Below are 13,758 nucleotides of genomic sequence, written 5' to 3'. Positions count from 1 at the left end.
GAGAGGGCACGCGGGGCCTGGATCACAGGGCGCAGGCCTGGGTGTCGACCTGCTGGCCGGCGGTCCGGCCGCGCTCGATGTCCTCGCGGATCTCGTCGACCGTCAGGGCGTAGCCGGTGTTCGCGTCGTCGAGTGAGCGGGCGAAGATCACGCCGTACACCTTGCCGTCCTCGGTGAGGAGCGGCCCGCCGGAGTTGCCCTGGCGGACCGTCGCGTACAGCGAGTACACGTCCCTGCGCACATCACCCCGGCGGTAGATGTCGGGTCCGTCGGCGTTGATACGGCCCCGGACACGGGCGGAGCGCACGTCGTACGAGCCGTTCTCCGGGAATCCGGCGACGATCGCGCCGTCGCCGCTCCTGGCGTCCTCTTCGGTGAAGACGAGCGGCGGGGCCTTGAGGTCCGGCACGTCCAGAACGGCGATGTCACGCTGCCAGTCGTAGAGGACGACCTTGGCGTCGTAGAGCTTGCCCTCGCCGCCGATCTGGACGGTCGGCTCGTCGACGCCGCCCACCACGTGGGCGTTGGTCATGATCCGGCGGTCGGCGAAGACGAAGCCGGTGCCTTCGAGGACCTTGCCGCAGCTCTGCGCGGTGCCGACGACCTTGACGATGGAACGCTGGGCGCGGGCGGCGACGGGGCTGTCGGCGAGAGCCGGATCGGGCGGCAGGACCGGGGTGATCGGCTCGCTCGCGAAGGAGTCGAAGACCGGGGGGAAGCCGCTGCGGGCCAGGGTGGAGCTGAAGTCGTCGAACCAGCGGGACGTCTGATCCGGTATCACCAGGTCGACTCCGCGCAGGACCTTGGAGCTCCGCACCTCCTTGCCCACGGTGGGCATGGAGGTCTCGGCGAGCAGGGAGCCCAGCAGCCAGGCCACCAGCAGCATCGCGACGACGTTGACCAGGGCGCCGCCCGTGGCGTCGAGGGCGCGCGCGGGGGACCAGACGATGTGGCCCCGCAGCTTGTTGCCGAGGTGGGTGGTGAAGGCCTGGCCGACCGAGGCGGAGACGATGACGATCATGACGAAGACGACCGTCGCCGTGGTCGAGACCTCGCTGTGGTCGGTCAGCTGGTTCCAGATGACCGGGAGCAGCAGGACGGCGGCGAGACCGCCGCCGAGGAAGCCGATCACCGACAGGATGCCGACCACGAATCCCTGGCGGTAACCGATGATCGCGAACCACACGGCGGCGAGCAGCAACAAGATGTCCAGCACGTTCACCGTCTAATGCCTCGCAGATTCGATTGCGGTCGCCGGGGTTCAGCCTGTCATGACCGCCAGTCGAGCGGGACCTGCTTGGCCCGGTCCCAGGGGCGCTCCCAGCCGGAGAAGTGCAGCAGCCGGTCGATCACACCGGCCGTGAAACCCCAGACCAGAGCGGACTCGACCAGGAAGGCGGGGCCCTGGTGGCCGCTGGGGTGGACCGCCGTCGCGCGGTTCGCCGGGTCCGTGAGATCCGCCACGGGGACGGTGAAGACCCGGGCGGTCTCTCCCGGGTCCACGACTCCGACCGGGCTCGGGGATCGCCACCAGCCGAGGACCGGGGTGACGACGAACCCGCTGACCGGGATGTAGAGCTGGGGCAGTACGCCGAAGATCTGGACGCCCGCCGGGTCGAGCCCCGTCTCCTCCTGGGCCTCGCGCAGGGCGGCCCGGAGGAGCCCGCCGTCCGCCGGCGTGCCGTCCTCGGGGTCGAGGGCGCCACCGGGGAAGGAGGGCTGGCCGGCGTGCGAGCGCAGGCTTCCGGACCGCTCCATCAGCAGCAGCTCGGGGCCGCGCCGTCCCTCGCCGAAGAGGACGAGGACGGCGGACTGGCGTCCCGCGCCACTCGCGGGCGGCAGGAAGCGGCTCAGCTGCTCGGGGGCGACCGTACGGGCGGCCCGGTCGACGGGCGCGAGCCAGTCGGGCAGCCCGTCCCGGCTGAGCAGCCCCCCGGTCCCGGGCAGCGGGGCGGCGGCGTTCGCGCCGTGGACCCGTCCGTCGTGGACGTCCTCGTCGTGGAGCTCTTCGTCAGTGCGCGTCACAGGCACCCCCGTGTTTCACAACGCCATCGATGGACGGGTTCGTTCCCCGGATTCTCCCGGGGCGGGCTCGGGGCGGGGCTCAGTCACCGGCACCCAGCGGGGGCGCGGGGAGGCCCGGGTAGCCGGGCGGCGGGTTGAGCCGCTGGCCGGGGAAACCGCCCTTCTCGTACTTGAGCAGCTTCCTCGCCTTCTCGGGGTCGGTCTCGCCCTCCCCGTACGAGGGGCAGAGGTGGGTGATGGGGCAGGCGCCGCAGGCCGGCTTGCGGGCGTGGCAGATGCGGCGGCCGTGGAAGATCACCCGGTGCGAGAGCATCGTCCACTCGCTCTTCGGGAAGATCTCGGCGATCTCCGCCTCGATCTTCACCGGGTCCTCCTGCTCGGTCCACTTCCAGCGCCGGGCGAGCCGCATGAAGTGGGTGTCCACGGTGATGCCGGGGACCCCGAAGGCGTTGCCCAGGACGACGAAGGCGGTCTTGCGGCCGACGCCGGGGAGCTTGACGAGGTCGTCGAGGCGGCCGGGGACCTCGCCCCCGAAGTCGTCCCTGAGGGCGGCGGCGAGGCCCATGATCGACTTGGTCTTGGCGCGGAAGAAGCCGGTGGGGCGGATGAGCTCCTCGACCTCCTCGGGGACGGCGGCGGCGAGGTCCTCGGGCGTGGGGTACTTCGCGAAGAGGGCGGGGGTGGTCTGGTTGACCCGCAGGTCGGTGGTCTGCGCCGAGAGGACCGTGGCGACGAGCAGCTCGAAGGGGCTGCGGAAGTCGAGCTCCGGATGGGCGTACGGATAGACCTCCGCCAGCTCACGGTTGATCTTGCGTGCTCTGCGCACCGTCGCGAGCCGCGACTCGGGCTTCCCCGGCTTCCGATTTACGCCTTTTGCCTGTTTCGATACATCGTGTTCGCCCACGGCGGAATTCCCTTCGGCCGACACTCTTCCAGCCCCCTTGGCCTGCGCTGTCACCCGCGAGTTGGACACCCGACCAGCCTAGGGGCCGCCACCGACATCTGCCCCGGGCATGGCCGATCAGCCCCCAATCGGGGCCCTGACGTACGGACGGGCGACTCGGTACGTCAAACTTGTTGTGATTGATCGCACTGTTTGCACGTCCGGCATCATGGGACGAGGTTCCTGAGCCGGTCGACAGTATGGAGAGAACTCGTGGACGACGTTCTGCGGCGCGCCCCGCTCTTCGCGGCGCTCGATGACGAGCAGGCAGCCGAGCTGCGCGCCTCGATGAGTGAGGCGACGCTCGCCCGTGGCGACGCGCTCTTCCACGAAGGCGACCCCGGCGACCGCCTGTACGTGGTCACCGAGGGCAAGGTGAAGCTGCACCGCACCTCCCCCGACGGCCGCGAGAACATGCTGGCCGTCCTCGGCCCCGGCGAGCTCATCGGAGAGCTTTCGCTGTTCGACCCGGGCCCGCGCACCGCCACCGCGACCGCGCTCACCGAGGTCAAGCTGCTCGGCCTCGGCCACGGCGACCTCCAGCCCTGGCTGAACGCCCGCCCGGAGGTGGCCACCGCGCTGCTGCGCGCCGTCGCCCGCCGCCTGCGCAAGACCAACGACCAGATGTCCGACCTGGTCTTCTCCGACGTCCCGGGCCGTGTCGCCCGCGCGCTCCTCGACCTGTCGCGCCGCTTCGGCGTGCAGTCGGAAGAGGGCATCCACGTCGTCCACGACCTCACCCAGGAGGAGCTGGCCCAGCTGGTCGGCGCCTCCCGCGAGACGGTCAACAAGGCACTCGCCGACTTCGCCCAGCGCGGCTGGCTGCGCCTGGAGGCCCGCGCCGTGATCCTGCTCGACGTGGAGCGCCTCGCGAAGCGCTCGCGGTAGGCACGCGCGTACGTACCGGTACGCGCCCGCGTACGCATGGGCCCACGTGCCCGCGCACGTACCGGTAGACGTGCCCGCGCACGTACGGAATCCGCGCACGTACGGAAACGGAAAAGGCCGCCCCGGTCATCGGACCGGGGCGGCCTTCCGCGTCCGTACGGACGGACCGGCCGTCAGCGCTTCGAACCGTCCACGATCACCGGGGCGGAGGCGCCGTTCGCGCAGGGCACGGTGTAGATCGGGTTCTTCGCCGCGGCCTCCTTGAACGCGTCGATGCACTGGTTCGTCAGGACCTTGTCCGTCAGCGACTCGTTGAGGATCTTGTTGGCGCGGGCGATGCCCTCCGCCTCGATCCGACGGCGGTCGGACTCGGCCTTGGCGGTGCGGGCGGCCTCAAGGGCACGCTCGGTGGCCTGCTGCTGCTGGATCTTGCGGTCGATCTGACCCTGGAGGGCGTCCGAGGGCTTCACGTTGCGCAGGTTGACCGTGGTCACGTCGATGCCGCGCGGAACGAGACGCTCCTTGATCAGGACGCCGATCTCGGCGTTGATCTTCTCGCGGTCGGTGGCGTACCCCTGCTCGCTCGTGTAGCGGGCGAAGACGTTACGGACGATCTCCCGGCTGTCGGGGTAGACGAGCCGCTGCTGGATGGCGTCCTCGCTGCCGGCGAGCTTGTACAGCTCGACGGACTTGGACGGGACGACGGCCCACTTGACCGTGACCTCGACGTACATGACGCCGCCCTGCGAGGAGCGGACCTCGACGACGTCCTTGTCGGAGAGGTTGAGGTCGACGGGGCGGGTGGAGAAGGTCGTGACATCGGTGAAGGGCGACTTCACGTGCATGCCCGAGGTCATGGGCGAGCCGACCTTGCCGAAGGCGACCGGCACACCGACCTCGTACGCGCTGATCACGTACGTCATGCTGAAGACGAGCGAGAAGAGGCCGGCGACCGCGGCGCCGACGGCGCCGAGCTTCAGCCCCTTCGAGTCGTTCGAGCGGGCGACGAAGTAGAGCACCACTGCGGCGATGAGCAGCAGGATGGCGATGACGAACACGGGCGTTCCCCCCGAAAGCTACGGCCAGAAGTAAGCGGAGCGTAAAACACGGGTCAAGAACGCCACAGGGCCGGGGTCCGCCTCGGGACAGGATCGTGACGTCCGCCCGCACCGGGCCGACGGGAGCACCACGTCCCGGAGCGGGCCCCCCCGCCTACTCCCGCCCCCGCTCCCGCTCCCGCAGGTACTCCAGCTGGGCCCGTACGGACAGCTCGGCCGCCGGCCACAGCGAGCGGTCCACATCCGCGTACACATGGGCGACGACCTCCGCCGCCGTCCGGTGACCGCTCCCGACCGCCGCCTCGACCTGCGCGAGCCGGCCCGCCCGGTGCGCCAGGTAGAACTCCACGGCCCCCTGCGCGTCCTCCAGGACCGGCCCGTGCCCCGGCAGGACCGTGTGCACCCCGTCGTCGACCGTGAGGGAGCGGAGCCGCCGCAACGAGTCCAGGTAGTCGCCGAGCCGGCCGTCCGGATGCGCCACCATCGTCGTCCCGCGCCCCAGGATCGTGTCCCCCGTGAGCACCGCGCGGTCGGCCGGCAGGTGGAAGGAGAGCGAGTCCGAGGTGTGGCCGGGCGTCGGGACCACCCGCAGCTCAAGACCGCCGACCGTCACCACGTCCCCCGCGCCGAGGCCCTCGTCGCCCAGGCGCAGCGCCGGGTCGAGGGCCCGCACGGCCGTCCCCGTCAGTTCGGCGAAACGGCCGGCGCCCTCCGCGTGGTCCCAGTGGCCGTGGGTCAGCAGGGTGAGCGCGATCCGCTTGCCGAGCTTCCCGGCCGTGTCGATCACCCGGCGCAGATGGGTCTCGTCGAGCGGGCCGGGATCCACGACGACGGCCAGGTCGGAACCGGGCTCGGACAGGAGCCACGTGTTGGTGCCGTCGAGGGTCATCGCGGACGGGTTCGGCGCGAGGACGTTCACGGCGCGGTCCGTCGCGGGCCCGGAGGCCACGAGTCCGCGCGGCTGTCCCGGCAGCGCGGCGGCGTCGCTCACCGCTCACCGCCCGCCGGGATGATCTTCGTGAACTCCTCGTGCCCCGGCCAGCTCAGGACCAGCTCCTCGCCCTCCAGGCGCGCCCGGGCGAGCACCGGGGTCAGATCCTGCGCATCCGCCGCCGCGAGGGCCTCGGCCGCCGTGCCGTACGGCTCCAGGGCGCGCAGGGTCGAGATCGTCGGCGGCATCATCGTCAGCTCACCCCGGTCGTAGCCGGCGGCGGCGTCCGCCGGACGGATCCAGACGGTGCGGTCGGCCTCCGTGGAGGCGTTCCGGGTGCGCTGCCCGGCAGGGAGCGCGGCCACGAAGAACCAGGTGTCGTACCGGCGCTGTTCGAACTCCGGCGTGATCCAGCGCGCCCACGCCCCGAGCAGGTCGGAGCGGAGCACGAGCCCGCGCCGGTCCAGGAAGTCGGCGAAGGACAGCTCGCGGGCGACCAGCGCCTCCCGGTCCCGTTCCCACTCCTCACCGGTGGTGTCGCCCACCACGGTGTCCGGGGCCTCCCCCGCGAGCAGGACGCCCGCCTCCTCGTACGTCTCCCGTACGGCGGCGCAGACCACGGCCTGGGCCTGCGCGGGGTCGTAGAGGCCGAGCCGGGCCGCCCAGGTCTCCCGTGCGGGCCCCGCCCAACGCACCGGGTGCTCGTCGCGCGGGTCGACACCGCCGCCGGGGTAGGCGTACGCGCCGCCCGCGAAGGCCATGGAGGTACGGCGGCGCAGCATGTGGACGTCGGGCCCCGCGGCCCCGTCCCGCAGGAGCATGACGGTCGCGGCGCGCCGGGGGGTCACCGGGGTGAGTTCACCGGCGGCGAGGGCGCGGATGCGGTCGGGCCACTCGGGCGGGTACCACTGACCGTTCGACCGCTCGGGCCGGACCGGCCGCCCGGGCGGAATCGACGGCTCCGTCGGACCCGGCTGCTCCGGCTGACCACTCGGTTGCTTCGGCTGACCATGGGACATGGGCGGATGCTATGCGCAAGCACCGGAATGCACGAGAGCCCCCCACGGGCAGGGCAGCGCTCGGGAGCCCGCCCCCAGGCGGAGGTCCGCGCACGCGGCCGGGAACGCACGGGAGCCGGCCCCCAGGCGGAAGTCCGCGCACGCGGCCGGGAACGCACGGGAGCCCGCCCCCAGGCGGAAGTCCGCGCACGCGGCCGGGAACGCACGGGAGCCGGCCCCCTCACGCGGAGGGAACCGGCTCTGCACGTACGGCGACGGGTCTAGGGGACGAGGTCAGGCCTCGACCAGCTCCACCTGGACCTCGACCTCGACCGGGGCGTCGAGCGGCAGCACGGTCACACCGACGGCGCTGCGCGCGTGCACGCCCTTGTCGCCGAGGACCGCGCCCAGCAGCTCGCTCGCGCCGTTGACGACGCCGGGCTGCCCGGTGAAGTCGGGGGCGGAGGCGACGAATCCGACGACCTTCACGACCCGCTTGATCCGGTCCAGGTCACCGGCGACCGACTTCACGGCCGCGAGCGCGTTCAGCGCGCAGGTGGCCGCGAGCTTCTTGGCCTCCTCCGCGGTGACCTCCCCGCCGACCTTGCCGGTCAGCTGGAGCTTGCCGTCCACGATCGGCAGCTGCCCCGAGGTGTAGACGTACACGCCGGACTGCACGGCCGGCTGGTAGGCGGCCAGCGGCGGCACGACCGCCGGCAGGGTCAGGCCCAGCTCGGCGAGCTTCGCCTCGACGGTCCCGCTCACGACTTGGCCCGCTTCAGGTAGGCCACGAGCTGCTCGGGGTTGTTCGGCCCGGGCACGACCTGGACGAGCTCCCAGCCGTCCTCGCCCCAGGTGTCCAGAATCTGCTTGGTCGCGTGCACCAGAAGCGGCACCGTGACGTACTCCCACTTGGTCATGGGCCCGACTGTATCCGCTGCCGCCGGGCAGCCTTCAGAGGCGGCCCCCCGAAGCTCCCGCCGGCGCACCCCCCGGGGCGTCCCCTAGGGAGCTTCTCCGGGGCGGCCACCTGATTGGGCGCCGCCGCCAGTGGTTAGGCTCGACAACGTGAGCAGGCTTCAGGTCGTCAGCGGCAAGGGCGGTACCGGTAAGACGACGGTCGCCGCCGCCCTCGCCCTCGCCCTCGCGACGGAGGGCAAGCGGACCCTCCTCGTCGAGGTCGAAGGCAGACAGGGCATCGCACAGCTCTTCGAGACGGAGACCCTTCCGTACGAGGAGCGCAAGATCGCCGTCGCCCCGGGCGGCGGGGAGGTGTACGCGCTGGCGATCGACGCCGAGCGCGCGCTCCTCGACTACCTCCAGATGTTCTACAAACTGGGCAGCGCGGGGCGCGCCCTGAAGAAGCTCGGCGCGATCGACTTCGCGACGACGATAGCGCCGGGCGTACGGGACGTCCTGCTGACCGGCAAGGCGTGCGAGGCGGTCAGGCGGCGCGAGAAGCACGGCGGCCACACGTACGACCACGTGGTCATGGACGCGCCGCCCACCGGCCGCATCACCCGCTTCCTCAACGTCAACGACGAGGTGGCGGGCCTGGCGAGGATCGGTCCCATACACAACCAGGCGCAGGCCGTCATGCGGGTCCTCAAGTCCCCGGAGACGGCGGTCCATCTGGTGACCCTCCTGGAGGAGATGCCGGTCCAGGAAACCGCGGACGGCATCGCGGAGCTGCGCGCGGCCGAGCTGCCGGTGGGGCGGGTCGTGGTGAACATGGTCCGGCCGCACGTCCTCGACGAGGCGGCGGTACGGGCCGCCTCCGGGGACCACCGGGACGCGATCGCCAGGACCCTGGTCTCCGCCGGCGTCACGGGTGGCACGAGGCTCGTCGAGCCGCTGCTCGACCAGGCGGCCGAGCACGCGCGGCGGGTGGAGCTGGAGCGGACGCAGCGCGCCGCCCTCGACGGCATCGGCGTCCCCTCGTACGAGCTCCCCTTCCTGGGGGACGGGGCGGACATCGCCGGGCTCTACCGGCTGGCGAAGGAACTGCGGAAGCAAGGGGTGGGCGCGTGACGGAGAAGGCCGCGGGCTCAGCCGAGAGCGAGCCCGACAAGGTTCCGGCCGTGGAGCGCGACGTCCCGGACGTCCCGGCCCGCGAGCACGACGTCCCGGCCCTGGAGGCAGACGTCCCGGCCCCGGAGCGCGACGTTCCGCTCCGGGAGGCGGACGTCCCGGCCCCGGAGCGCGATCCGCTCCTCGACGTCCCGGCCCTGGAGCTCGACCCGCTCCTCGACGACCGGGGCACCCGCATCATCGTCTGCTGCGGCGCCGGCGGCGTCGGCAAGACGACCACGGCCGCGGCCCTCGGCGTACGGGCGGCGGAGCGCGGCCGACGGGTCGTCGTCCTCACCATCGACCCGGCCCGCCGTCTCGCCCAGTCGATGGGGATCGACTCCCTCGACAACACCCCGCGCGAGGTCGCCGGGATCAAGGGGTCCGACGGCGGTCGACTGCACGCGATGATGCTGGACATGAAGCGGACCTTCGACGAGATCGTCGAGGCGCACGCGGATCCCGAGCGGGCGCGGGCGATCCTGGACAACCCCTTCTACCAGTCCCTGTCCGCCGGGTTCGCCGGTACGCAGGAGTACATGGCGATGGAGAAGCTGGGCCAGCTCAGGGCGCGCGACGAGTGGGACCTGATCGTCGTGGACACCCCGCCGTCCCGGTCGGCCCTGGACTTCCTCGACGCACCGAAGCGGCTCGGGTCGTTCCTCGACGGGAAGTTCATCAAGCTGCTGATGGCGCCGGCGAAGGTGGGCGGCCGGGCCGGGATGAAGTTCCTCAGCGTCGGCATGTCGATGATGACGGGGACCCTCGGGAAGCTGCTCGGGGGTCAGTTCCTGCAGGACGTGCAGACGTTCGTCGCGGCGATGGACACGATGTTCGGCGGTTTCCGGACCCGCGCCGACGCCACGTACAGGCTGCTGCAGGCCCCGGGCACGGCTTTCCTCGTGGTGGCCACGCCGGAGCGGGACGCGCTGCGCGAGGCCGCGTACTTCGTGGAGCGGCTGGCCGCCGAGAAGATGCCGCTGGCGGGTCTCGTCCTCAACCGGGTCCACGGAAGTGGGGCTTCCCGGCTGTCGGCCGAGCGGGCGCGGGCCGCCGCGGAAAATCTTGAAGAGGCGCGAATTGTGGATCAGGGGGGTGGGAAGACTGAGCGAGGTGGCTCCCCGACCAAGGAGCCCGAGCCGTCCGACCTCGCCACCGCCGCCGCAACTCCCGTACCCGGGGCTGCCCCCACAGCCGACCGGGGCACACCGCACGACAGCACGGACGAGAGCACCGACGCGAGCAGCACACACCGTCTCGACGACCGTGTCATCCCCAGCGCCATGCACAGCTCTGCCGACCGCACGGCCGACCCGGACGTGCGCCGGCTCACCGCGGGGCTTCTGCGCCTGCACGCCGAGCGCATGCGGGTGCTCACGCGTGAGCAGCGCACGCGTGACCGCTTCACCGCGCTCCACCCCGAGGTGGCGGTGGCCGAAGTGGCGGCCCTGCCCGGCGATGTGCACGACCTCGCCGGACTGCGGGCCATCGGTGACCGGCTCACGGCGGGGCGCAGACCGTCGCCTGACGCGGCCCAGGCTCTTTCCTCCGGATGAGCCCGGCCTGATCCGAACGAGAGGCGCTAACCCACCGCGGCGTACGCCTCGTACGTGGCGTCGTCGTCCATCGCCACGGGCAGCAGGCCCGCTCCCCGCTCGTACTCCGTGCGCGCGGTCTCCAGGAGCCGCCGCCACGAGGTGACGGTCGGCCTGCGGCGCAGCAGGGCGCGGCGCTCGCGCTCCGTCATGCCTCCCCACACGCCGAACTCCACCCGGTTGTCGAGGGCGTCGGCGAGGCACTCGGTCCGCACCGGGCATCCGGTGCACACCGCCTTTGCCCTGTTCTGTGCCGCTCCCTGCACGAAAAGTTCATCCGGATCGGTAGTGCGGCAGGCCGCCTGCGCACTCCAGTCAGCTACCCAGCCCATACCGGCGCCGTCCTCTCCCGAATCGAGGCTCCCCCACGGCGGCAGCGGCATATTCACCGCTGCCAGTTGGGACGTTACGGAAGGTGGGCACAGCGCAACACCCCCTTCGGGCCCAATCTTGGATGGCCCGAACGGACTATGCGTGCGCGTCAGATCACCCAGGGGAGTGATCGAAGGACATGCGTGTGATAGCGGACATACCGCGCGGATATGCCCTTCTCCGACGGGGCCACTTCGGGCACCACGTGACGCATGAGCCGGAATCGGACAGGAGATTCCCATGTTTCGGGTTCACGGGAATTCATGCCGCTGTCACACCCGGGTCTTGATGCGGGACCACACTGCTGTGACAGTTGGGAGCAGCTTAGGCCAAGGCATATACGTGTGTCCGGCGATTGAGAACGTAGGCTGCCCCCATGGCAAAGAAGCGCTCGGGCGGTGGTCTGACCGGGACCCAGCAGGCCGCCAAGTTCCTCGGTGTCAGTGTGCTCTCCGGAGCCGTGCTGGCAGGCATCGCCCTGCCCGCGGCGGGGGCACTCGGACTGGCCGCGAAGGGGACGGTCGAGGGGTTCGACGAGATCCCCTCCAACCTGAAGACCCCGCCGCTGAGTCAGCGCACCACGATCCTCGACTCCGAGGGCGGGCTCCTCGCCACGGTGTACTCGCGGGACCGCAAGGTCGTGCCGCTGGAGAAGATCTCCCCGTACATGCAGAAGGCGATCGTCGCGATCGAGGACGGACGCTTCTACGAGCACGGGGCGATCGACCTCAAGGGCGTGCTGCGCGCGATCAACCGCAACGCGCAGGAGGGCGGGGTCGCGCAGGGCGCGTCCACCCTCACCCAGCAGTACGTGAAGAACGTCTTCGTCGAGGAGGCGGGTGACGACCCGGAGAAGGTCGCGCAGGCCACCCAGCAGACCATCGGCCGCAAGGTCCGCGAGCTGAAGTTCGCGATCCAGGTCGAGGAGGAGCTGGGCAAGAAGAAGATCCTGGAGAACTACCTCAACATCACGTTCTTCGGGCAGCAGGCCTACGGCATCGAGGCCGCCTCCCAGCGGTACTTCTCCAAGCACGCCGCCGACCTGGACCTGGGCGAGGCGGCGATGATGGCCGGTCTCGTCCAGTCGCCGAGCCGCTACGACCCGATCAACGACATCCAGGAAGCCACCAAGCGCCGGAACGTGGTCCTCCAGCGGATGGCCGACGTGAAGGACGTCAGCCAGGCCGAGGCGGACAAGGCGAAGGCCGCACCGCTCAAGCTGAAGGTGAAGACCCCGAAGAACGGCTGCATCACCGCCGTTCACGGCGCCGGCTTCTTCTGCGACTACGTCCGCAAGACGATCCTCTCCGACCCGGTCTTCGGCAAGACGGCCGAGGAGCGCCAGAAGCTGTGGAACCTGGGCGGTCTCACCGTCAGGACCACGCTCGACCCGCGCGCCCAGGCCGCGGCCAACGAGGCCGCCGTCGCGAAGATCCACAAGGACGACCCGGTCGCCGCCTCGGTGGTGCAGGTCCAGCCCCGGACCGGCAAGATCCTCTCGATGGGCCAGTCCCGCCCGTACGGCCTGGACCAGAAGCAGCACCAGACCACGCTCAACCTCGCCGTCGGCAGCAGGATGGGCGGCACGACGTACGGCTTCCAGGTCGGTTCGACCTTCAAGCCGATCACGGCGGCGGCCGCCCTGGAGAAGGGCATCAGCCCGGCGACGAGCTTCGACACCCCGGCTCAGATCAACATCCCGGAGAGCGACTTCAGGCTCTGCGACGGCAAGCCTGCGGGGTACGCGAACTGGGAGGTCAACAACGAGGTCGAGTCGGAGAAGGGCGCCTATGACATGACCAGCGCGCTCGGCAAGTCCATCAACACGTACTTCGCCAAGCTGGAGCAGATGGCCGGCCTGTGCGAGACGTTGACGATGGCGAAGAGGGTCGGCTACGAGCGCGAGCTGGGCAAGCCCATCAAGCAGAGCCCGTCCGCCACCCTCGGCAGCCTGGAGAGCACCCCGCTCGACATGGCCGCCGTCTACTCGACCTTCGCCAACCGCGGCATCTACTGCTCCCCGGTCGCCATCGAGTCCGTCAAGGCCGCCAACGGCGACAAGCTGAACGTGCCGCAGACCAAGTGCACGCGGGCGATGAGCGAGCGCACGGCCGACCTGATCAACCAGATGCTGAAGGGCGTCGTCGAGGACGGCACGGGTACGAAGGCCGGACTCAGCGACCGCGACAACGCGGGCAAGACCGGTACGACGAACGACCGCAAGGACGCCTGGTTCGTCGGCTACACCCCGAACCTGTCGACCGCCGTCTGGGTCGGTGACGACGTCGGCGAGAAGCGGTCGATGTACAACATCACCATCGGCGGCGAGGTCTACGACAAGGTCTGCGGCGGCTGCCTCCCCGGCCCCATCTGGAAGATCGCGATGACGGGCGCCCTGGACGCCTCCGAGACCCCGCGCTTCGCCCCCATCTCCGTACCGCGGGCCGAGAAGCCCAAGGACAAGGAAGACGGCGGGGCCGGCCCGAACAAGCCGGCCAAGCCGAACGACGGCAAGCCGGGCGACAGCAAGCCCCCGACCAATCCGTTCCCGGGGATCTCCATCCCTGAGGACCTGCTGGGCGGCGGAAACGGGAACGGGAACGGCCGCGGCGGAAACCGCTGACGTCCCTGACGCGGTCACGTCCTGACCCAGTCACGTCCTGACCCGGTCCCGGACTGACGTATCGACACGAGAGAGGGGGGCCCCCCCCCGGGGGGGCGCGAGCAGGTTGGGGGGGCGCCGGGGGGTGTGCCCGCGGGGGGGGGGGCGGGGGCGCCGGGGGGGGGGGGGGCGCGCCCCGGGCCCGCGGGGGGGGGGGGGAGCTCCGGATGCGGCATGGGTCAAGGCTCGGGGCAGCGGGCCGGGCGGGTCCAACAC

At 71.1% G+C, this 13,758-nt stretch carries 13 protein-coding genes; 4 read left to right on the top strand and 9 right to left on the bottom strand.

Annotated features, from left to right (window positions below; translation table 11 throughout):
* Positions 1-22 precede the first annotated feature (22 nt).
* The 3 genes from ACFWV2_RS01695 to nth all read right to left on the bottom strand — a co-directional run bounded on the left by ACFWV2_RS01695 (position 23) and on the right by nth (position 2,929).
* Entirely contained in the window at positions 23-1,222 is a 1,200-nt protein-coding gene (locus ACFWV2_RS01695) for a MarP family serine protease (protein ID WP_384400057.1), read from the bottom strand.
* A gap of 47 nt (positions 1,223-1,269) precedes the next feature.
* Positions 1,270-1,947, bottom strand: a complete 678-nt coding sequence (locus ACFWV2_RS01690) for an NUDIX hydrolase (RefSeq protein ID WP_384400327.1) — start codon at positions 1,945-1,947, stop codon at positions 1,270-1,272.
* A 157-nt stretch (positions 1,948-2,104) separates the two neighbouring features.
* Positions 2,105-2,929 (bottom strand): endonuclease III, encoded by an 825-nt coding sequence (gene nth, locus ACFWV2_RS01685; protein WP_384400054.1) that lies wholly within the window; start codon positions 2,927-2,929, stop codon positions 2,105-2,107.
* A gap of 252 nt (positions 2,930-3,181) precedes the next feature.
* On the opposite strand from nth, the gene ACFWV2_RS01680 reads away from it, so the two are divergent.
* Complete coding sequence (locus ACFWV2_RS01680; protein ID WP_015034542.1) at positions 3,182-3,856, top strand: Crp/Fnr family transcriptional regulator; 675 nt, start codon at positions 3,182-3,184, stop codon at positions 3,854-3,856.
* Positions 3,857-4,029: 173 nt separating this feature from the next.
* On the opposite strand, the gene ACFWV2_RS01675 is transcribed toward ACFWV2_RS01680, so the two are convergent.
* The 5 genes from ACFWV2_RS01675 to ACFWV2_RS01655 all read right to left on the bottom strand — a co-directional run bounded on the left by ACFWV2_RS01675 (position 4,030) and on the right by ACFWV2_RS01655 (position 7,763).
* Positions 4,030-4,914, bottom strand: a complete 885-nt coding sequence (locus ACFWV2_RS01675) for a prohibitin family protein (protein ID WP_384400051.1) — start codon at positions 4,912-4,914, stop codon at positions 4,030-4,032.
* A gap of 154 nt (positions 4,915-5,068) precedes the next feature.
* Positions 5,069-5,905: an MBL fold metallo-hydrolase gene (locus ACFWV2_RS01670; RefSeq protein ID WP_384400048.1), complete on the bottom strand. Its 837-nt coding sequence runs from the start codon at positions 5,903-5,905 to the stop codon at positions 5,069-5,071.
* Positions 5,902-6,864 carry an NUDIX hydrolase gene (locus ACFWV2_RS01665; protein ID WP_384400045.1) on the bottom strand — a complete coding sequence of 321 codons (963 nt, stop codon included), beginning with the start codon at positions 6,862-6,864 and terminating at the stop codon, positions 5,902-5,904. Before ACFWV2_RS01665 ends, ACFWV2_RS01670 begins: the two co-directional genes overlap by 4 nt.
* Before the next feature lie 273 nt (positions 6,865-7,137).
* Positions 7,138-7,608, bottom strand: coding sequence for a RidA family protein (locus tag ACFWV2_RS01660; protein WP_360795665.1), 471 nt, complete (start codon positions 7,606-7,608; stop codon positions 7,138-7,140).
* Entirely contained in the window at positions 7,605-7,763 is a 159-nt protein-coding gene (locus ACFWV2_RS01655) for a DUF4177 domain-containing protein (RefSeq protein WP_015034547.1), read from the bottom strand. The genes ACFWV2_RS01660 and ACFWV2_RS01655 overlap by 4 nt, the downstream gene beginning before the upstream one ends.
* A 148-nt stretch (positions 7,764-7,911) precedes the next feature.
* Here ACFWV2_RS01655 and ACFWV2_RS01650 point away from each other — a divergent pair, with 148 nt between their 5' ends.
* Both ACFWV2_RS01650 and ACFWV2_RS01645 read left to right on the top strand, forming a co-directional pair.
* On the top strand, positions 7,912-8,874 hold the full coding sequence (locus ACFWV2_RS01650; RefSeq protein ID WP_384400041.1) for an ArsA family ATPase: 963 nt from the start codon (positions 7,912-7,914) through the stop codon (positions 8,872-8,874).
* Between the two features lie 197 nt (positions 8,875-9,071).
* Positions 9,072-10,469 (top strand): ArsA family ATPase, encoded by a 1,398-nt coding sequence (locus tag ACFWV2_RS01645; protein ID WP_384400325.1) that lies wholly within the window; start codon positions 9,072-9,074, stop codon positions 10,467-10,469.
* Between the two features lie 26 nt (positions 10,470-10,495).
* Here ACFWV2_RS01645 and ACFWV2_RS01640 read toward each other — a convergent pair whose 3' ends face one another.
* Positions 10,496-10,840 (bottom strand): WhiB family transcriptional regulator, encoded by a 345-nt coding sequence (locus tag ACFWV2_RS01640; protein WP_030206027.1) that lies wholly within the window; start codon positions 10,838-10,840, stop codon positions 10,496-10,498.
* Between the two features lie 416 nt (positions 10,841-11,256).
* Here ACFWV2_RS01640 and ACFWV2_RS01635 point away from each other — a divergent pair, with 416 nt between their 5' ends.
* The gene (locus ACFWV2_RS01635; protein ID WP_384400036.1) at positions 11,257-13,503 is read left to right on the top strand and encodes a transglycosylase domain-containing protein; all 2,247 of its coding nucleotides are present in this window, start codon (positions 11,257-11,259) and stop codon (positions 13,501-13,503) included.
* Positions 13,504-13,758: the final 255 nt, after the last annotated feature.

The organism is Streptomyces sp. NPDC058671 (assembly GCF_042716475.1).
Classification (GTDB): domain Bacteria; phylum Actinomycetota; class Actinomycetes; order Streptomycetales; family Streptomycetaceae; genus Streptomyces.
This window is presented reverse-complemented; position numbering and strand designations above follow the sequence as displayed.

Excerpts from the sequence above, each read along its gene's own strand:
- ACFWV2_RS01665 (WP_384400045.1), bottom strand. The coding sequence starts at position 6,864 with ATGTCCCATGGTCAGCCGAAGCAACCGAGTGGTCAGCCGGAGCAGCCG.
- ACFWV2_RS01655 (WP_015034547.1), bottom strand. The coding sequence starts at position 7,763 with ATGACCAAGTGGGAGTACGTCACGGTGCCGCTTCTGGTGCACGCGACC.
- ACFWV2_RS01635 (WP_384400036.1), top strand. The coding sequence starts at position 11,257 with ATGGCAAAGAAGCGCTCGGGCGGTGGTCTGACCGGGACCCAGCAGGCC.
- ACFWV2_RS01640 (WP_030206027.1), bottom strand. The coding sequence starts at position 10,840 with ATGGGCTGGGTAGCTGACTGGAGTGCGCAGGCGGCCTGCCGCACTACC.